19 protein-coding genes and 1 pseudogene are annotated in these 17,764 nt (G+C 71.2%); 7 read left to right on the forward strand and 13 right to left on the reverse strand.

The features are described 5' to 3' along the window. A pseudogene (locus tag LN042_RS35325) lies at positions 1-233 on the reverse strand (hypothetical protein); the annotation flags it as partial. 64 nt (positions 234-297) lie between these two features. On the opposite strand from LN042_RS35325, the gene LN042_RS35330 reads away from it, so the two are divergent. The 3 genes from LN042_RS35330 to LN042_RS35340 all read left to right on the forward strand — a co-directional run bounded on the left by LN042_RS35330 (position 298) and on the right by LN042_RS35340 (position 3,638). After that, positions 298-1,320 carry a LysR family transcriptional regulator gene (locus LN042_RS35330; RefSeq protein ID WP_230055561.1) on the forward strand — a complete coding sequence of 341 codons (1,023 nt, stop codon included), beginning with the start codon at positions 298-300 and terminating at the stop codon, positions 1,318-1,320. A 460-nt stretch (positions 1,321-1,780) separates the two neighbouring features. Beyond that, positions 1,781-2,929, forward strand: a complete 1,149-nt coding sequence (locus LN042_RS35335; RefSeq protein WP_230055562.1) for an adenosine deaminase — start codon at positions 1,781-1,783, stop codon at positions 2,927-2,929. A gap of 334 nt (positions 2,930-3,263) precedes the next feature. After that, on the forward strand, positions 3,264-3,638 hold the full coding sequence (locus LN042_RS35340) for a hypothetical protein (RefSeq protein ID WP_230055563.1): 375 nt from the start codon (positions 3,264-3,266) through the stop codon (positions 3,636-3,638). Between the two features lie 237 nt (positions 3,639-3,875). On the opposite strand, the gene LN042_RS35345 is transcribed toward LN042_RS35340, so the two are convergent. The 4 genes from LN042_RS35345 to LN042_RS35360 form a co-directional block, all read right to left on the reverse strand. Next, positions 3,876-4,058 (reverse strand): PspC domain-containing protein, encoded by a 183-nt coding sequence (locus tag LN042_RS35345; protein WP_230055564.1) that lies wholly within the window; start codon positions 4,056-4,058, stop codon positions 3,876-3,878. Positions 4,059-4,119: 61 nt separating this feature from the next. Continuing rightward, positions 4,120-4,647, reverse strand: coding sequence for a VanZ family protein (locus tag LN042_RS35350; protein ID WP_230055565.1), 528 nt, complete (start codon positions 4,645-4,647; stop codon positions 4,120-4,122). A gap of 575 nt (positions 4,648-5,222) precedes the next feature. After that, positions 5,223-6,926, reverse strand: coding sequence for a sensor histidine kinase (locus LN042_RS35355; protein WP_308191919.1), 1,704 nt, complete (start codon positions 6,924-6,926; stop codon positions 5,223-5,225). Between the two features lie 34 nt (positions 6,927-6,960). Continuing rightward, the gene (locus LN042_RS35360) at positions 6,961-7,638 is read right to left on the reverse strand and encodes a response regulator (RefSeq protein WP_230055566.1); all 678 of its coding nucleotides are present in this window, start codon (positions 7,636-7,638) and stop codon (positions 6,961-6,963) included. A gap of 248 nt (positions 7,639-7,886) precedes the next feature. Between LN042_RS35360 and LN042_RS35365 the strand changes: the two genes are divergently transcribed. Next, complete coding sequence (locus LN042_RS35365) at positions 7,887-8,633, forward strand: SigE family RNA polymerase sigma factor (protein ID WP_230055567.1); 747 nt, start codon at positions 7,887-7,889, stop codon at positions 8,631-8,633. Positions 8,634-8,938: 305 nt separating this feature from the next. Here LN042_RS35365 and LN042_RS35370 read toward each other — a convergent pair whose 3' ends face one another. Continuing rightward, a complete protein-coding gene (locus tag LN042_RS35370; protein WP_230055568.1) occupies positions 8,939-9,139 on the reverse strand; it encodes a hypothetical protein in 201 nt (66 codons plus the stop codon). 44 nt (positions 9,140-9,183) lie between these two features. Then, positions 9,184-10,161, reverse strand: a complete 978-nt coding sequence (locus tag LN042_RS35375) for an AraC family transcriptional regulator (RefSeq protein ID WP_230055569.1) — start codon at positions 10,159-10,161, stop codon at positions 9,184-9,186. A gap of 127 nt (positions 10,162-10,288) precedes the next feature. Between LN042_RS35375 and LN042_RS35380 the strand changes: the two genes are divergently transcribed. Beyond that, positions 10,289-11,275 carry a zinc-dependent alcohol dehydrogenase family protein gene (locus tag LN042_RS35380; protein WP_230055570.1) on the forward strand — a complete coding sequence of 329 codons (987 nt, stop codon included), beginning with the start codon at positions 10,289-10,291 and terminating at the stop codon, positions 11,273-11,275. Positions 11,276-11,282: 7 nt separating this feature from the next. Here the strand turns inward: LN042_RS35380 and LN042_RS35385 are convergent, their stop codons facing one another. The 4 genes from LN042_RS35385 to deoC all read right to left on the reverse strand — a co-directional run bounded on the left by LN042_RS35385 (position 11,283) and on the right by deoC (position 15,488). Beyond that, positions 11,283-11,930: an ATP-binding protein gene (locus LN042_RS35385; protein ID WP_372495880.1), complete on the reverse strand. Its 648-nt coding sequence runs from the start codon at positions 11,928-11,930 to the stop codon at positions 11,283-11,285. A gap of 177 nt (positions 11,931-12,107) precedes the next feature. Next, positions 12,108-13,028, reverse strand: a complete 921-nt coding sequence (locus LN042_RS35390) for an aldehyde dehydrogenase family protein (protein WP_230055571.1) — start codon at positions 13,026-13,028, stop codon at positions 12,108-12,110. Beyond that, on the reverse strand, positions 13,021-14,496 hold the full coding sequence (locus LN042_RS35395) for an aldehyde dehydrogenase family protein (RefSeq protein ID WP_230055572.1): 1,476 nt from the start codon (positions 14,494-14,496) through the stop codon (positions 13,021-13,023). The genes LN042_RS35390 and LN042_RS35395 overlap by 8 nt, the downstream gene beginning before the upstream one ends. Before the next feature lie 5 nt (positions 14,497-14,501). Beyond that, complete coding sequence (gene deoC / locus LN042_RS35400; protein ID WP_230055573.1) at positions 14,502-15,488, reverse strand: deoxyribose-phosphate aldolase; 987 nt, start codon at positions 15,486-15,488, stop codon at positions 14,502-14,504. A 366-nt stretch (positions 15,489-15,854) separates the two neighbouring features. On the opposite strand from deoC, the gene LN042_RS35405 reads away from it, so the two are divergent. Further along, positions 15,855-16,295, forward strand: coding sequence for a VOC family protein (locus LN042_RS35405; protein WP_230055574.1), 441 nt, complete (start codon positions 15,855-15,857; stop codon positions 16,293-16,295). A gap of 34 nt (positions 16,296-16,329) precedes the next feature. Here the strand turns inward: LN042_RS35405 and LN042_RS35410 are convergent, their stop codons facing one another. Together LN042_RS35410 and LN042_RS35415 are read right to left on the reverse strand one after the other, a co-directional pair. After that, positions 16,330-16,554, reverse strand: a complete 225-nt coding sequence (locus LN042_RS35410) for a DUF397 domain-containing protein (RefSeq protein ID WP_230055575.1) — start codon at positions 16,552-16,554, stop codon at positions 16,330-16,332. Continuing rightward, complete coding sequence (locus tag LN042_RS35415) at positions 16,544-17,374, reverse strand: helix-turn-helix domain-containing protein (protein WP_230055576.1); 831 nt, start codon at positions 17,372-17,374, stop codon at positions 16,544-16,546. The genes LN042_RS35410 and LN042_RS35415 overlap by 11 nt, the downstream gene beginning before the upstream one ends. A gap of 131 nt (positions 17,375-17,505) precedes the next feature. On the opposite strand from LN042_RS35415, the gene LN042_RS35420 reads away from it, so the two are divergent. Continuing rightward, positions 17,506-17,764, forward strand: a 259-nt coding sequence (locus LN042_RS35420) for a hypothetical protein (RefSeq protein WP_372495881.1), incomplete at its 3' end; no start/stop codon positions are given.

Consider the following 17,764-nt stretch of genomic DNA (forward strand, 5'->3'; position numbering starts at 1 on the left):
GTGGGGGAGTAGGGGCCCTGCGGGGTGGTGGAGTCGGTGCGCGGGGTGGCGGAGTGGCCCTGAGGGGTGCGGGAGTAGCCCTGCGGGGTGGTCGAGTGGTCCGGCGGGGTGGTGGAAGCGGGTACCGGGACGGCGGTGACGGCGCGGGAGGCGGGCGGCGCAGAGGCGGCGGGGGCGAAGCCGGCATTCGACGCGTCGGCGGCGGCGAATGCCCTGGTATCGACGGAGGGCATGGCACCGAACGTAGTCCCGGCTCATTCCATGCGTCCAATACATGATCGGGTGATAATTCATACCGTGACGCATGAGCGAATCCCGCCCGCGCCGGCCCGGTTGCGGTCGTTCCGGGGCCCGACGATCCAGCCTTCGGCGGGCCGGGCCGCGCTACCGCAGCCTTCGTTCGAGCTCGCCCCCGATGCGCCGGCCGTCCTCCTGGCGCCCCGGCTGGCCCAGTTCGCAGCTGTCGCGCGGCTGGAGCACATCACCCGGGCGGCGGAGGAACTGGGCATGCCTCAGCCCACGCTGTCCCGGGCGATCGCCCGGCTGGAGGCAGAACTCGACGTCACCCTGCTGGCCCGGCATGGGCGCGCGGTGCGGCTGACCAGGGCAGGTCGACTGCTGCTCGACGCGGTCGAGCGGGCCCTGGCCGAGCTGGACCGGGGCACGGCGGCGATGCTGGCCGAGACCGACCCGGCGAGCGGTCGGGTGGCCTTCGGGTTCCTCCACACCATGGGGACGGACGCCGTCCCGGCGCTGCTGCGGGGCTTCAGGGCGGACCATCCAGGGGTCCGGTTCCAGTTGGTGCAGGACTATGTGGCGGCGATGCTGGAGCGACTGCGCGCCGGTGAGTTGGACCTCTGCCTGGTCTCGCCGATTCCGTCGGAGCCAGAACTGACGGCACGCCAACTGGACGAGCAGCAGCTCTACTTGGCAGTACCGGCCGACCATCGGCTGGCCGGCCGGCGCCGGATCCGGCTGGCGGAGGCGGCGGAGGAACCGTTCGTCGCGGTGGAGTACGGCTACGGACTGCGCACCATCACGGACGAGTTCTGCGCCCAGGCGGGCTTCGCTCCGCGGATCGCCTTCGAGGGCGAGGACACCGAGACGCTGCGCGGGTTGGTCGCGGCGGGGCTCGGTGTGGCGCTGTTGCCGCCGGGGCTGGTGCCGCGCCCCGGGGTCGTGGAGTTGCCGGTGACGGCGCCGCGCACCCGGCGGGCGATCGGGCTGGCTTGGGTGAGCGGTAGGCCGCTGCCGCCGCCGGCTGAGGCGTTCCGCGATTTCGTGCTCGCTCGGCGGGGGCGGTTGCTGGACCACGGGTGACGGGTTGTTAATAATGGGCATTATTGGTGGGGGTGCTTGCCAGGGTGCGTTGCTGCTCGGCTGGCCAGTGCTGTGCGGATGTGAGGATGGCGGCTCGGGCTCTTAATAATGGCCATTATTCACCGCTCTCGAGTGCTGATGCGCGGGTTAATAATGCGCATTATTGTTTGAGGGGCAGTTCGACTGTCGTCTGGGCCGCCCTGGCCGGCCGTCCGGGCCGAGGTGGGTGGCGTGAGCGGCGGCGCCCAGGCGGGGGTCGCCGCTCCGCCGCCACCCCGCCGCTGAGGCGATGTCGCGGCGGCGCGCACGTGCGGGGTGGACGGGGTGGACGGGGTGGGCCGCCGCTTTTGCTAATGCACATTATTAATGTTCGGCATTAATGCTCGGTCGCCCTGTCGTCCCGAATGGATCCCCGGCGTGGGCATTGGGTATCTACGCGCGTAGGGCTTAGACTCCCGCAATGCAGAAGCAGATCCCCCTCCCCGCGGGCACCACGGCCCCGCGCACCCCCACCGCCGACCAGATCCGCCGCGCCCCGAAGGTCGTGCTGCACGACCACCTGGACGGCGGCCTGCGCCCCGAGACCATCGTCGAGCTCGCCGCCGCCTGCGGCTACCAGAAGCTGCCCACCACCGACCCGGCCAAGCTGGGCGTCTGGTTCCGCGAGGCCGCCGACTCCGGGTCGCTGGAGCGCTACCTGGAGACCTTCGCGCACACCTGCGCCGTGATGCAGACCCGTGAGGGCCTCGTCCGGGTCGCCGCCGAGGCTGCCGAGGACCTGGCCGCCGACGGCGTGGTCTACGCCGAGATCCGCTACGCCCCCGAGCAGCACCTGGAGGGCGGTCTGACCCTGGACCAGGTCGTCGAGGCGGTCCAGGAGGGCTTCCGGATCGGCGAAGCCAACGCCCGCGCCAACGGCGACCGCATCAAGGTGGGCACCCTGCTCACCGCCATGCGGCACGCCGCCCGCTCCCAGGAGATCGCCGAGCTGGCCAACCGCCACCGCGACACCGGCGTGGTCGGCTTCGACATCGCCGGCGCCGAGGCCGGCTTCCCGCCCACCCGCCACCAGGCCGCCTTCGACTACCTCAAGGGCGAGAACAACCACTTCACCATCCACGCCGGCGAGGCCTTCGGCCTGCCGTCGATCTGGGAGGCGCTGCAGTGCTGCGGTGCCGACCGACTGGGTCACGGTGTGCGGATCACCGACGACATCACCGTGCACGACGACGGCACCGTGACGCTCGGCCGGCTGGCCGCCTACGTCCGGGACAAGCGGATCCCGCTGGAGATGTGCCCCACCTCCAACCTGCAGACCGGTGCGGCCACCTCCTACACCGAGCACCCGATCGGCCTGCTCACCCGGCTGAAGTACCGGGTCACCGTGAACACCGACAACCGGCTGATGAGCGGCACCAGCATGAGCCAGGAGTTCGCCCACCTGATCGAGGCGTTCGGCTACGACCTGGACGACATGCAGTGGTTCACCGTCAACGCGCTCAAGTCGGCGTTCCTGCCGTTCGACGAGCGGCTGGCGATGATCAACGACGTGGTCAAGCCCGGCTACGCCGAGCTGAAGTCCGAGTGGCTGTTCGGCGCCTCCGCCTGACGTCGGCCCCGGTTCGGCCCGAGCGCCCCGGTTGCAGCCCGAGCGCCTGGAGCTCACCGAGCCCCGGCTCGAGCCCCGGCTCGAGCTCGGGCCGGGGCTCGGACCGACTTGAGCCGAGGCGGGCCCGGAATTCATGAGGAATCTGACATATCGTCAGATTCCTCATTTCGTATGGTCCGACAAGTCACCCACACGGCTGATGAGCTTTTGGCCCGGATCCTCGGCTGTGTCTACGGTGTGCCAGTCACTGCTGACACGGCGCAGCGGCGCGTTCCGGGACGCTTGCGGCCCCGGGCCAGTCGGGGCGCCGGCCCGAAAGGACACGAGGACACTCATGAAGCAGGCCACTCTTAAGGCCGCCGGTACCGCGGCGCTCGCCATCGCGGCGGTCGCCGCGGGTACCGCCTCGGCTTCCGCCGCCACCGGCGGCCTGAGCGCGCTTCCCACCGGCGCCCTGCCCGACACCGGCGCCGTGACCGGTGCGCTGGGCCACACCCCGGCCCTGGGCGGCCCGGTCGCGCAGACCACCGGCCTCCTCAACCAGGGCACCGGCCAGCAGGCGGCGGCCCCGGACGCCACCGCCGGGCTCACCCGCGGTCTGCCCCTCGGCGCCGTGTCCAGCGTCGCCAAGCAGGCACCCGGTCCGCTGGCGGGGTTGCTCGGTGGCGCGATTCCGGTGAGCGGGGGCCTTCCGGGGCTGGGTGGCTGACGTTCGCTCGTTCGCGGTCTGAGGCGCGGCACCCGGTCCACGGGAGCCGCGCCTCAGTTGTCGTCGGCTCATCAGCCGTCGCCGACTCTGCGGCTGGCGTCGGTTCTCGGCCGTCGTCTGCTCCGCGGCCGTCGCGCGTCTTCGCTGTCGGCGCGGCATCAGCTGCCGTCGGTCCTCGGCCGTCGTCTGCTCCGCGGTCGTCGCGCGTCTCCGCTGTCGGCGTGGCATCAGCTGGCGTCAGGGCTCCTGGGGCAGCAGGACCCAGAGGGCGAGGTAGATCAGGAACGGTGCGCCGCCCGCCAGGCAGCACACCAGGAAGATCAGCCGGACGGTCCAGGGCGTCAGGCCGAACCGCTCGGCGAGCCCGGCGCAGACACCGGCGACCAGGCGGTTGTGACGGGGGCGGGCCAGGGGGCGCATCGGATTCTCCTTGCACGCGGGCGTTGACCGGATGCCTCCATGGTCGGGGCGGGCACCCGTCTCAGGCGTCCGCCTGGATACGGATCCGCGCCCCCGGGGTTTCACCGGCCCCGATGGCCCAGGTGTCAGGGAAGGCCTCAGGGTCGGCCCCGAGACGCACCACCCGGCTGCGCTCCGTGGCCCGGCCGTGCTCCGCCGCCCGGCCCCGCCGCAGCCCGGCCCGGGTGGCCGGAACCACCAGCAGATGGGCCAGCGCCGCGCCGATCACCCCGATCAGCACGTCGTCCACGTTCAACACCCGTCCCGTCGAGGTCTCCAGCACCTCGAGCCCGGTGGCGAACAGCGCGCTGCAGCCGGTCGCGGACAGGAACGACGGGAACCAGGCGGTGTGCAGCCGACCACCGATCAGGGGGAGCAGCACGCCGAGCGGGGCCGTCTGGGCCACCCCGGTCAGGAGCTGGCCGAGCGCCGCCGAACTGCCCGACGCGAAGGCCCGGTGCAGGCTGGCGAAGGGCGTCAGATTGGCGTCATAGGCCCAGACGGTCGGCGCCTGGCGCACCGTCAGCCAGCCGAGCAGGACGACATGCACGGTGAGGAGGACCAGGGCGGCCGAGCGGACCGCCAGGGGGGCCGAGGCGCGAGGGTGCCCGCGGAGTCGGGCACGGCCCTCGGGTCGAGCCGTCGGGGCCGGTCGTCGCTCTGGGATCCGCACCGTGCCTGGCGCGCTTCGTACGCCGGTGCTGTCTCGCTGCACGTTGGTGTGGACGCGGGCCCGGGAGCGGCCGGTTGCAGGACGAGCCCTTCTCCCGGGTGGTGCCACTCACACCGCGGTCCGCGATCAGTCGCAGTGCAACGTGCCGGAGGGTCTCGGAGAGGGCGACGGCAGCGCGCTGAACACACTGCCACCGGGCATCGACGGACTCGGGCTCGCACCGAGCGGGCTGGGGATGCCGCGTGCCAGGGCGCGCAGCGCGCCCGCGGACGGGCTGGGGGCGACGGCCGGCGGGTGCAGTGGACTGGGGCAGGAACTGCGGCTGGCGGGCGCCCCCGCGTCCACCGGGATCGACGTCGCCCGGATCCCGCAGCCCCCGGCCAGCAGCGCCACGGCCACCGCACCACCGACCGCAAGTGCCAATCGCCGCCTGCGCGCGGCCCGTACCTCGCTCACTGCTCCGACCTCCGCTCGGTTCCGTCCCCCGAGCCCCCCGAGCCCCCGAAGTCCCCACGGTCCCCGAAGTCCGCGGAGCCCCCGCCGTCCCCGAAGTCCCCGGCGTCGTCCCGACCGCCGCGCTCGGGCGCGGACGGCCGCCCCGACGATCCCGCCGAGCCGCCGCCCGCCGAGCCGCCGTCCGCCGAGCCGCCGTCCGCCGCAGCACCGGTCCCCGCCGGCCGCAGCGGCAGCCGCAGGGTGAACACCGCACCACCCTGCTCGCCGTTGGCCGCCGTGATGGTGCCGCCGTGGATCTGGGCGTTGGCCATCGCGATGGACAGCCCCAGACCGCTGCCCTCGGAGCGGGCCCGCCCCTTGTCCGCCTTGTAGAACCGGTCGAAGACGTGCGGCAGCACCTCCTCCGGGATGCCCGGCCCGCTGTCGGTCACCCGCACCACCACCTCGCCGGCCCCGGTCGGCCCGACGCCCTGGCGCACCGTGACCTTGACCGGCGAGCCGCCGTGCTTGAGCGCGTTGCCGATCAGGTTGGCGAAGACCACGTCCAGCCGGCGCGGGTCGACCACGGCCCGCACCCCGCGCGGGGCGTCCACCTCGACCGCGTCGTACCAGGCACGGCCGTCGATGCAGGACATGACCAGGTCGGCGATGTCCATCTCGTCGGCGACCAGCTTGGCGGTGCCCGCGTCGAACCGGGTCACCTCCATCAGGTTCTCCACCAGGTCGGAGAGCCGGCGGGTCTCGCTGACCACCAGCCGCACGGCCGGCTCGATCATCGGGTCGAGCGCGTCCGCCTCGTCCTCGAGGATGTCGGTGACGGCCGTCATCGCGGTGAGCGGGGTGCGCAGTTCGTGCGACATGTCGGCGACGAACCGGCGGCTCTGCGCCTCGCGGGCGCTCAACTCCTCGACCTGCTCGGAGAGTGCCTCCGCGGTGCTGTTGAAGGTCCGTGCCAGGTCGGAGAGTTCATCGGTGCCGCTGACCTCCAGCCGGGTGTCGAGCTTGCCTTCGCCCAACCGCCGTGCGGCATCGGCGAGTTGGCGCACCGGACGGAGCACGGTGGCGGACGCGGCCTGGGCCAGCAGAGTGGCGGCGATCAGTGCCAGCAGGGTGGCCACCGCCAACGACCAGCCCAGCGTGTTGAGATCGGCCCGCTCGTTGTCCAGCGACTTGAACATGTACGCGGTCGGGCCGGTGGGCACCACCCTGGTCCCGCCGACCACGTAGGGCTGGCCGTCCAGGTTCACCCGCTGCCAGTACAGGTGGTACTCGTTCGGGTTGCCCGGGCCGACCGGGCGCGGAGTGGTCACCGCCATCTGCAGAGCGTGCGGCACCTGGGCCGCGGTGAACCGCGGGTCCGAGACGGCGGTGCAGTCCGGTTGGTTGTCGTCCACCACCACGACGTTGTAGCTCAGCCCGGAACTCGCCACCTCGCTGGCCAGCTGTGCCAGCGCCGGGCAGCCGGCGTTCAGCGGCAGCCCCTGGACGCTCCGGCTGAGGGACACCCGGAAGTCGTTGAGCGCGGTGTCCTGGGCGCGCTTCAGCACCGCGTCCCGGTTCAGCCAGTACGCGATGCCGGAAGCGGAGACCGCGGCCGTCAGCGCCACCACGGCGAAGACGGCGGCGAGCCGGACCCGCAGCGAACTCAGCCGCAGCCGCCGCCGCCAGACCTGGCGGCGGCCGTTCTGATGGTCAGTCACGTGTCGGGTCAGCCATTCACTCTGGGCAGGACGGTCAGGAGGGCGGGTCCAGACGATAGCCGACGCCGCGGACCGTCCGGATCAGGGTGGGTGCTGACGGGACGTCCTCCACCTTGGCGCGCAGTCGCTGCACACAGGCGTCCACCAGGCGCGAGTCACCCAGGTAGTCGTGCTCCCAGACCAGCCGCAGCAGCTGCTGGCGGGAGAGCGCCTGGCCCGGTCGGCGGCTGAGCTCCAGCAGCAGCCGCAGCTCGGTCGGGGTGAGCTGGAGGTCCTGGCCGTCCTTGGTCACGGTCATCGCGGAACGGTCGATCACCAGCGATCCGAACGCCGAGGAGTCCGAGTTCTCCCGCTCGCCGCGGCGCAGCACCGCGCGGATCCGGGCGTCCAGCACCCGCGGCTGGACCGGTTTGACCACGTAGTCGTCGGCGCCGGACTCCAGGCCGACCACCACGTCGATGTCGTCGGAGCGAGCCGTCAGCAGGATGATCGGCAACTGGTCGGTGCGCCGGATCCGCCGGCAGACCTCGAAGCCGTCGATGCCCGGCAGCATCACGTCCAGCACGATCAGGTCGGGCCGCTGCTCCTTGAACAGCCGCAGGCCGTCCTCGCCGGAGGCGGCGGCGGCCACGCGGTGGCCCTGGCGGGTGAGGGCGAGTTCGAGGCCGGTCCGGATGGCGTCGTCGTCCTCGATCAGAAGGAGGAAAGGCACCTGTTCATTCTGGCTCAAGGATTGTGTTGCCGGGAACCGCCCGGAGCAGGTGGGGCGTCGAGGGTGTCGAGCACCACCCGGGATCCCGGGACCTCCGCCCTGAGGCTTGTGACACCGCTGTGACAGACGGCGGACACCGTCATGACGGGTGGCGGGCAGGATTTTCGTTGTCACCGCGAGGGACCGCCACGGCGGACCGGACCGGAGACGCGAAAGGACCCGCTCGTACCGACCATGGGGGCGCCACGATGAACGCAACGCTTGAGACCCGGAGCTTCTGGGACGCCAAGTGTTCCTCGCCGGCGCGGGGACGGGTGGACGGCTGCTCGGGGGGACGCCGGGGGGGCGTCGGCAGCCGGGGGCACGGGGGGACGAAGGGAGCGACCCTTTACCGGCTGGCGCCGGTGGAGGAGCGCCTGCCGTCGACCGGACAGGGGGGTGCGACGGGGGACTCGTCGCCCACCGAGGCGGAGCACCTCGCGGAGTTCACCGCCTATGTGCGCGAGCGCCGCGCCTCCCTGTACGCGACGGCGTACCACCTGACCGGCGACCGCTACGAGGCCGAGGACCTGCTGCAGAGCGCGCTCTTCAGCACCTACCGGGCCTGGGGCCGGATCGCCGACAAGGCGGCGGTCGGCGGCTACCTGCGCCGCACCATGACCAACCTGCACATCTCGGCCTGGCGCCGGCGCAAGCTCAACGAGTACCCCACCGAGGAGCTCCCCGAGACCGTCGGCGACACCGACGCGATGGGCGGCACCGAGCTGCGGGCCGTGCTCTGGCAGGCGCTCGCCAAGCTTCCGGAGAACCAGCGCACCATGCTGGTCCTGCGTTACTACGAGGGCCGCACCGACCCGGAGATCGCCGACATATTGAACATCAGCGTCGGCACCGTCAAGAGCAGCATCTGGCGCGCGCTGCGCCGGCTGCGTGACGACGAGCAGCTCAACCTCACCGGCGACACCACGCACGCCTTCGGCGAGCTGGTCGCCTGAACCACCCCACAACTCCCGTCGGGGGACGGGTGAGCGGGCGCGGAGTCGTGCGGGACTCGGGGGAGCCACCGCCGGCAGGGAAGCCGCGCTCACACAGGGCCGGGCCCGGCATCTCGGGAGAGGATGCCGGGCCCGGTTCGTTGTGCCCGGCGGCTCAGAACTCGACGAGTCGGCTGAGATTGACCGTGACGGGGAAGGGCAGCTCGGTCTTCAGCAGCCCGACGTGATGACCGCCCTCGCGGGCGGGCGCATAGACGCCGGTATCGCGGTCCAGCCAGAACTCGAAGACCTCCGGCAGGCCGCTGTCACCGCGTTCGACGCGCCAGAAGTAGGGGATGCCGGCCTCGGCGTAGAGACCGAGTGTTGTGCCAGTAGCCGGTCATCCCCCGCGGCCCGATCTCCCCGTCCACCAACTCGAAGTCGAAGGGCAGGTCGAGGTCCTTGACCTGCTCGTACGTCCATCTACGGCCTGGCGGGTTCATCCAGTCGATCGGCGCGGCTGTCACGGCTACCTCCTCGCGGTGGGGGCCGACGGCATCTGGCGTCAAGCCTAGCCGCCGGTCCGGGCCGGCAAGGCGGTTCGCCGCCCGGTTCGCCCTTCCAGGTGAACGGCGCTCCGGTACCGCCCCGGGGACACTCCGTACTCGCGCTTGAAGGCCTTGGCGAAGGCGAACTCACTGAGGTAGCCGGTGCGCTGGGCGATGGTGCGCAGCGGGGCGTCGCTCTCGCGCAGGAGGCGGCCGGCGGTGGTCATCCGCCACCAGGTGAGGTACGCGAGCGGGGGCCGGCCCACCAGGGTGGTGAAGCGGCGGGCGAAGGCGGCGCGGGACAGGCCGGCCCGGGCGCCGAGTTCCTCGACGGTCCAGGGGTGGGCGGGGTCGTCGTGGATCGCGTGCAGGGCGGTGCTGATGGTCCGGTCGCGCAGGGCGTGGGCCCAGCCGGAGCCCGGGCGTTCGGCATCGGCCTGCTCGGCGTACCAGGCGCGCAGCACGTGCAGCAGCAGGGTGTCCAGCAGCGCGGGGAGCACGGCGTCGGTGCCGGGTTGACGGTCCGTCAGCTCATCGGCCAGCAGGTCGGTCACGGTGCGCAGCCGGGGGTGGCGGCCGTCCCCGGTGGTGAGGTGCAGCTGGGGCGGCAGTTCGGTGAGCAGCGGGTGCGGGCGGGCCTGGTTGAGCAGATAGGCGCCGCAGAGCATGCTGCTGCTCGCCGCGGTGCCTGGTCCGGCTTGCGGCGGTTGGGGGCGCAGTCGGCCGTCCGGGTCCAACACGGCCGGGCGCAGCGTCCGGCCCGGGGCGTCGGCGATCCCGTAGCTGGTGCCGTGCGGCAGCAGCACCAGGTCGCCTGCCGTCATCCGGACCGGTGCGGTGTCGCCCGGCGGGTGCAGCCAGGCCTCGCCGTCCAGCACCGCGTGGAACCCGACACCGTCACCTGCCGGGAACCGCACGCCCCAGGGGGCGGCCCGCCGGTGGTGGCCGGCGTGCGGCCGGCCGGTGCGCATGGCGGTGATCGCGTCGCTGAGCACGTCCATGGAGTGAGCCTAGCCAGTGGCGAGACGATCGGACAGGAAACCGAGACCTTCCGGCATGGGTCGTCTCGGTCCGCCCGCCTACCGTTGATCACGTCAGCAAGTTGCGTGTTCCACTGAGGAGTTGGCGATGGCCAAGGTAGTGCTGTTCGACGAGCTGGGCGGTCCCGAGGTGCTCCGGATCGCGGAGGTCGAGCTCGGGGAGCCCGGTCCGGACGAGGTTGTGGTGCGGACCGAGGCGATCGGCCTCAACCGGGCGGAGGCGCTCTTCCGGGCCGGCACCTACTACTACCAGCCGACGCTGCCCGCCTCGCGGCTCGGCTACGAAGCGGCCGGCGTGGTGGTGGCGGTCGGGTCGGCGGTGACGGACTTCGCCGTAGGGGACCCGGTGGTGAGCACGGTCGGTGGACACATGAGCACCGACGGCGTCTACGGCGACCACTTCCTGCTGCCCGCCGCCTCGCTGGACCCGCGGCCCGACGGCGTGGATGCGGTGACCGCGGCCGCCGCCTGGCTCTCCTACGGCACCGCCTACGGCGCACTGGTGGAGCGCGGCGGGATGCGGCCCGGTGACCATGTGGTGATCACCGCCGCCTCGTCCAGCGTCGGCGTGGCCGCGATCCAGATCGCCAACCACTTCGGCGCGATCCCGATCGCCGTCACCCGCACCGCGGACAAGCGCGACCAGCTGCTGAAGCTCGGCGCGGCCCAGGTGATCGTCAGCGGCGAGGAGCCGGTGGCGGAGCGGGTGCGCGAGCTCACCGGCGGGGCCGGCGCCGAGTTCGTCTTCGACCCGGTCGCCGGACCCGGACTGCAGGAGTTGGCACTCGCGGTGGCGCCCGGTGGCCTGCTGGTCGTCTACGGCTGGCTGGACCCGCGCCCGGCGCCGCTGCCGATGAACTGGGGGCTGCGGATGCTCGGGTTCGCCTTCGGTGAGCTGGTCCGGACGCCGGAGATCCGGCGCCGGATCCTGCACTTCCTGGGCGCCGGGCTGCGGGCCGGCACTCTCGCCCCGGTGATCGACCGGACCTTCGACCTGTCCGAGATCGCCGATGCCCACCGCCACCTGGAGGCGAACGGTCAGGTCGGGAAGGTGGTCGTCACCGTCGGAAGCTGACGGGGCGTCAGGACAGGGCGACGGCTGGTTCGGGCAGCTCGACCACCGCGCGCACCCGGTGGGCGGCTTCGGAGCCGTCGCAGGCGTGGGCGCCGAGCGAGACCTGCCGGGCCACGATGCTCCGTTCGGCGCGCATCAGCCGCAAACCGCGCCGCATCAGGAAGCCGACCGACTTGCGGCCCTCCCGCAGATCGCGGCGGAACCGGCGCCAGGCGGTGACCAGCGGGTGGTTGCGCAGGCAGAGCGCGTCGCCGAGCAGCTCCTCGGCCCGGCAGGCGGCGACCAGTTCGGCGGCGAAGATCCCCTCGGCGATGAAGGCCGGGGCGCCGTGCAGCTCCAGGAGCCGGGAGCCGGCCCGCCCGTTGGCCGGGATCGAGTAGACGGGCACCTCGGCCCGGCCGGTCTCCACCAACTGCCGGATCGCGGCCAGCGCCTGGTCGCCGTGCCAGGAGGCGGGCGAGTCCCAGTCGACGCCGCTGCCGTCCGGCAGCGGCGGGAGGCTCGGGTCGTCGCCGTCCTTGTAGAAGTCGTCGAGCTGCAGCACCGGGAGCGCGGCCCGCTCGGCCAGTGAGGACTTGCCCGACCCCGAGGGCCCGGAGAGCAGCACCACGCGGGCGCGACGAGCAGGGGCGGGGTTCATGGGGGAGTCACTCACGAGACACCAGTCTGACGCATCGAACGCAGTACTGGTAACCCGCTGGACGGATGCGAGGGGAGGACGGCCGAAAGGTGACGGGCCCGCGCCAGGGGGGAGAGGCGCGGGCCCGTCGGCGGTCCGTCCGGGCCCCTGGGGGGGATAGGGGCACGGGGGACGAACCGGTCAGGGGAGGGCCTACTGGCCCATCGGGTGCCAGACCGTCTTGGTCTCCAGGAACGAGAGTAGCCGGTCGGTTCCCGGAGCATTGGTCCAGTCCTGGGCCGCCGGGTCGACGGCCGGGCGCAGCACGCGCTTCAGGGTGTCCGCGGCCAGCTCCTCCAGCGCGGTCGCCGTGCCCGGACCGTCCGCGGCGATCGCGCCGGTCAGGTCGAGGGCGTTGACGTCCTGGTGGGAGGCAAGGGTGGGGGCGATGTCCGCGGTGCGGCCGGAGATGACGTTCACCACACCGCCCGGGACGTCCGAGGTGGCCAGCACCTCGCCCAGCGACAGGGCGGGCAGCGGGGCGTCCGCCGCGGCCGCGACCACCGCGGTGTTGCCGGTGGCGATCACCGGGGCGAGCACCGAGACCAGGCCCAGGAAGGAGTGCCCGTAGCCGGTCTGCGGGGCCACGATGCCCACCACGCCGGTGGGTTCGGGCACCGACAGGTTGAAGAACGGTCCGGCCACCGGGTTGGCGGCGCCCGCGATCTGGGCCACCTTGTCGGTCCAGCCGGCGTACCAGACCCAGCGGTCGATCGCCTGGTCGACCAGCGCGCCGGCCTTCTTGCCGCCCAGGCCCTCGGCCGCGGCCACCTCGGCGGCGAACTGCTCGCGGCGGCCCTGGAGCATCTCGGCGACGCGGTAGAGGACTTGACCGCGGTTGTAGGCGGTGGTGCCGGACCAGCCCTTGACGGCCGCACGGGCCGCCAGCACGGCGTCCCGGGTGTCCTTGCGGGTCCCGAGGGGGGCGTTGGCGAGCCACTGGCCCTTTGCGTCGGTCACCTCGTACACCCGCCCGCTCTCGGAGCGCGGGAACTTCCCGCCGACGTACAGCTTGTAGGTCTTGAACACCTGGATCCGTGCAGGGGTGTCAAGTCGCGTGCTGAGATCAGACATCGAGGTAGGCCTCCAGACCGTGGCGGCCACCCTCGCGGCCGTAGCCCGACTCCTTGTAGCCGCCGAACGGCGAGGTCGGGTCGAACTTGTTGAAGGTGTTGGCCCACACCACGCCGGCCTTCAGCCGGTCGGCCATCCAGAGGATGCGCGAGCCCTTCTCCGTCCAGATGCCGGCGGAGAGTCCGAACGGGGTGTTGTTGGCCTTCTCCAGCGCCTCGGCCGGGGTGCGGAAGGTCAGCACCGACAGCACCGGGCCGAACACCTCCTCCTGGGCGATCCGGTGCGCCTGGCTCACGCCGGTGAACAGCGTGGGGCGGAACCAGTAGCCGGTGGAGGGGAGTTCGCACTCCGGGGACCAGCGCTCGGCGCCCTCGGCCTCGCCGTGGGCGGTCAGCTCGGTGATCCGGGCCAGCTGGGCCGCCGAGTTGATGGCGCCGATGTCGGTGTTCTTGTCCAGCGGGTCGCCGACCCGCAGCGTGGCCATCCGGCGCTTGAGCGCGTCCAACAGCTCGTCCTGGATGGACTCCTGGACCAGCAGGCGGGAGCCGGCGCAGCAGACGTGGCCCTGGTTGAAGAAGATGCCGTTGACGATGCCCTCGACCGCCTGGTCGATCGGTGCGTCGTCGAAGACGATGTTGGCCGCCTTGCCGCCCAGCTCCAGCGACAACTTCTTGCGGGTACCGGCCAGTTGCTTGGCGATCGCGCGGCCGACCGGGGTGGAGCCGGTGAACGCCACCTTGTTGACGTCCGGGTGCGCGGTGAGCGCGGCACCGGTGCGGCCGTCGCCGGTGACGATGTTGACCACGCCCTTGGGCAGACCGGCCTGCCGGCAGATCTCGGCGAACCGCAGCGCGGTCAGCGGGGTGGTCTCGGCGGGCTTGAGGACGACCGTGTTGCCGGTGGCCAGCGCCGGGGCGATCTTCCAGGCCAGCATCATAAGCGGGAAGTTCCACGGGATGACCTGGCCGGCCACGCCCAGCGGCTTCGGCGCGGCGCCGAACCCGGCGAAGTCCAGCTTGTCCGCCCAGCCCGCGTAGTAGAAGAAGTGCGCGGCGACCATCGGCAGGTCGAAGTCGCGGGTCTCCTTGATCGGCTTGCCGTTGTCGATCGACTCCAGCACGGCCAGTTCGCGGGAGCGCTCCTGGACGATCCGGGCGATCCGGAACAGGTACTTGGCGCGCTCGCTGCCGGGCAGCGCCGACCAGTCGGCGAAGGCCTTGCGAGCGGCCTTGACGGCACGGTCGACGTCCTCGTCGGTGCCCTGGGCGAACTCGGCGAGCACCTGCTCGGTGGCCGGGTTGACCGTCTTCAGCGCCTCGCTGCCGCTGGAGTCGGTGAACTCGCCGTTGATGAAGTGGCCGTAGGAGGTGGCGATGTCGCCGGCCGCGGCGGGCGACTCCGGGGCCGGGGCGTACTCGAACAGCCCGCTCTTGCGGACCGGCTCTGCGGCGTTCTTGTTCTTGGCCATGTTCCTCAGTCCACCGTCACGTAGTCGGGACCGGAGTACCGTCCGGTGGTCAGCTTCTGACGCTGCATCAGGAGATCGTTGAGCAGGCTGGAGGCGCCGAAGCGGAACCAGTGCGGGGTCAGCCAGTCGTCGCCCAGGGTCTCGTTGACCATCACCAGGTACTTCATGGCGTCCTTGGTGGTCCGGATGCCGCCGGCCGGCTTCACGCCGACCTGCACGCCGGTCTGCGCCCGGAAGTCGCGGACGGCTTCCAGCATCAGCAGGGTCACCGGGGGAGTGGCGTTGACGGCCACCTTGCCGGTCGAGGTCTTGATGAAGTCGGCGCCGGCCAGCATCGCCAGCCAGGAGGCCCGGCGCACGTTGTCGTAGGTCTGCAGCTCGCCGGTCTCGAAGATCACCTTGAGGTGGGCCGAGGTGCCGTCGGGGCGCTTGCAGGCCTCCTTGACGGCGGTGATCTCGTTGAAGACGTCCAGGTAGCGGCCGGAGAGGAAGGCGCCGCGGTCGATCACCATGTCGATCTCGTCGGCGCCGGCGGCCACCGCGTCGGCGGTGTCGGCCAGCTTCACCGGCAGTGCGGCACGGCCGGCCGGGAAGGCGGTGGCGACCGAGGCGACCTGGATGCCGGTGCCCTTCAGCGCCTCCTTGGCGGTGGCGACCATGTCCGGGTAGACGCAGATCGCGGCGACCCGGGGGGCGGTGGGGTCGCTGGGGTCGGGGTTCCGGCCCTTGGTGCACAGGGCGCGCACCTTGCCGACCGTGTCCGCGCCTTCGAGCGTGGTCAGGTCGATCATCGAGATGGCCAGATCGATGGCGTACGCCTTGGCCGTGGTCTTGATCGAACGGGTGCCGAGCGCGGCGGCGCGGGCCTCGAGGCCGACCTGGTCGACGCCGGGCAGGCCGTGCAGGAAGCGGCGGAGCGAGGCCTCGGACGCCGCGACGTCCTTCAGACCGCCGCCCGCAGCGCCGGGGGCATTGGCTGCAAGAGTGGACATAGTCACCAGGGCAGCATATCTACGCGCGTAGCCAATGGGTAGGTGGGGGCGGTTTCGATGCGGGACCGAGATCTGCGGGGTGGTGTGCCGGTGAGCCGTGACGTGGCCTGCTCGTTTCATCTACGACCTCAGCCACGACGGCGCCGTGAAGGAGGAGGAGGGGGAGGAGTTGTGAGCCACGCCACCTGGAAGACTCGCCGCGCCGGAGAGCTCTCCGGTCAGGAGGCGGGCCTCGGCCCCCGAGCTCGCCGGGTCCACGACGAAGCCGGGTTGGCCATGGAGCTCGGCCGGCCATGCGGGGGCCGGGTGCCGGTCGGGCCTGAGTGGCGACGAGGCACGGCGGCACCGGGCAACTACGCTCGGACCATGGCGCTCCTGCGGATGGACAACGTCGGCATCGTCGTCGACGACCTTGAGGCTGCTGTCGCGTTCTTCGCCGAACTCGGCATGGAGCTTGAGGGCCAGGCGCTGGTCGAGGGGCCGTGGGTGGACGGTGTCGTCGGGCTCGACGGCGTCCGAAGCGACATCGTGATGATGCGGACGCCTGACGGCCACGGCCGGCTCGAACTGACGAAGTTCCGTGCGCCGAAGGCGATCCCCGCCGAGCCGGCGAACGCACCGGCGCACACGATGGGCCTGCGTCGCATCATGTTCGCCGTCGAGGACATCGAAGACGTCCTTGCACGGCTGCGCACCCATGGCGCCCAACTCGTGGGCGGGGTGACGCAGTACGAGAACAGCTACCGGCTCTGCTACGTCCGCGGCCCCGAGGGCGTCCTGGTCGGCCTGGCCGAGCCGCTCGGCTGAGGCCGGGAGCCGGGCGCGTTGCGGTGACGTTGGATCAGGAACACACGAGTGTGCCGGACTTGATGGCGGAGATGAACGCCGACCACTCGTTCGCGGGGAGGACGAGGGCGGGACCGGTGGGGTTCTTGCTGTCGCGGACCGGGACCACGCTGGTGAAGCCGTCGGCGACCTCGACGCAATTGGAGTTGTTCACGCCACTGTAGGAGGACTTGCGCCAGGTCGTAAGGGCTGAGGCGTCGGGGATGAGATCAGTGGTCATCGGCGTACTCCTTCAGGTAACTGCTCACCAGAGCCCTGGACTCGGCCTCTGTCAGAGCCATCGAGCGCGCCACGTCAAAACCCTGGACGAGCTCAACGATCCTCTTCGGTGAGTCTACTGACTCACCGGAATCGAAGCTCTCGACCAGGCCCACGGTCTCGCCGCCTCGCATGGTGAGCAGGGTCAGGCTTCCGCCGAGCATGGGATGCAGGGCTCGTTGGAACGGCAGGACCTGTACGGTGATGTGAGGGCTCTCGCTCAACTCCAGAACGTGTTCGAGCTGGATGCGCATCGTCTCCCTGTCAGAAGTCGGCCGTCTCAGGCCTGACTCGTCCACGATGGCCCAGAAGAGCGGTGGGTCATCGCGGTTGAAGATCTTCTTGCGGTTCATTCGAGCAGCGACGCGCGCATCAAGTTCGGCGGGCGTGTAGCCGGACATGCTGTAGCGGAACAGCTCCCGTGCGTACGCTTCCGTCTGGAGCAAGCCAGGAATCAAGCTACTGGTGAAAACTTGAATTCGAAGAGCTTCTCGCTCTTTCGCGACGAACTCGCGGCCGTAACTGACGATTAGCGTGTCATGCGCCATGTCGAGCAGTTCCACGAACAGGTCGTCAGTCTTGAAGTACTCGTCCAGCGTCTGCGCCAAGGCCTCCGAGGGCAACTGTTCGCCTCGTTCCACCCTGCCGATATAGGTGTGCGGGAAGTTGATCTGGTCCGCGAGTCCCCGCAACGACAGATCGGCAGCTTCCCGCATCCGCCGCAGCCTCCGGCCCAGCATGGTGCGCGGTGTGGCCTTGTCGTCGTCCTCGTGGAGCTCCATCGAACACCCCTTCAAATACCCGTGCACCGACGCTATTTGGTCACGGTGCCAGGATGCGTCCAGTCTGCCCGATCCGCCAAAGTGGTAACCGCACGATGAAGCCCCGGCGACCGCTGCAACGGTCCCGGGGCGTGGTCGACCTGGACGAAAACCGAAAGCAGGTGGACATGGACGACTTTACCGGCGTTCCGGAGCCCGCAGGAGTCCCCGAGTCGGAATGGCTGGAACAGCCGCACGCTGACCCGCAGTTCTCCGTTTCGCTGCCGCGCCATCCGAAGTCGGCGAGCGCGGCCCGTGGGGCGCTGCGGGACTTCCTCGCCAAGACGGAAGGTGGGGAACTCGTCCTCGAAGACGCCGAGTTGGTGCTGAGCGAGCTGTTCGGCAATGCGG

The sequence above is a fragment of the Kitasatospora humi genome (assembly GCF_020907985.1).
Lineage (GTDB): Bacteria > Actinomycetota > Actinomycetes > Streptomycetales > Streptomycetaceae > Kitasatospora > Kitasatospora humi.

Excerpts from the sequence above, each read along its gene's own strand:
- LN042_RS35335 (WP_230055562.1), top strand. The coding sequence starts at position 1,781 with ATGCAGAAGCAGATCCCCCTCCCCGCGGGCACCACGGCCCCGCGCACC.
- LN042_RS35340 (WP_230055563.1), top strand. The coding sequence starts at position 3,264 with ATGAAGCAGGCCACTCTTAAGGCCGCCGGTACCGCGGCGCTCGCCATC.
- LN042_RS35345 (WP_230055564.1), bottom strand. The coding sequence starts at position 4,058 with ATGCGCCCCCTGGCCCGCCCCCGTCACAACCGCCTGGTCGCCGGTGTC.
- LN042_RS35365 (WP_230055567.1), top strand. The coding sequence starts at position 7,887 with ATGAACGCAACGCTTGAGACCCGGAGCTTCTGGGACGCCAAGTGTTCC.
- LN042_RS35375 (WP_230055569.1), bottom strand. The coding sequence starts at position 10,161 with ATGGACGTGCTCAGCGACGCGATCACCGCCATGCGCACCGGCCGGCCG.
- LN042_RS35380 (WP_230055570.1), top strand. The coding sequence starts at position 10,289 with ATGGCCAAGGTAGTGCTGTTCGACGAGCTGGGCGGTCCCGAGGTGCTC.
- LN042_RS35390 (WP_230055571.1), bottom strand. The coding sequence starts at position 13,028 with ATGTCTGATCTCAGCACGCGACTTGACACCCCTGCACGGATCCAGGTG.
- LN042_RS35395 (WP_230055572.1), bottom strand. The coding sequence starts at position 14,496 with ATGGCCAAGAACAAGAACGCCGCAGAGCCGGTCCGCAAGAGCGGGCTG.
- deoC (WP_230055573.1), bottom strand. The coding sequence starts at position 15,488 with ATGTCCACTCTTGCAGCCAATGCCCCCGGCGCTGCGGGCGGCGGTCTG.
- LN042_RS35405 (WP_230055574.1), top strand. The coding sequence starts at position 15,855 with ATGGCGCTCCTGCGGATGGACAACGTCGGCATCGTCGTCGACGACCTT.
- LN042_RS35410 (WP_230055575.1), bottom strand. The coding sequence starts at position 16,554 with ATGACCACTGATCTCATCCCCGACGCCTCAGCCCTTACGACCTGGCGC.
- LN042_RS35415 (WP_230055576.1), bottom strand. The coding sequence starts at position 17,374 with ATGGAGCTCCACGAGGACGACGACAAGGCCACACCGCGCACCATGCTG.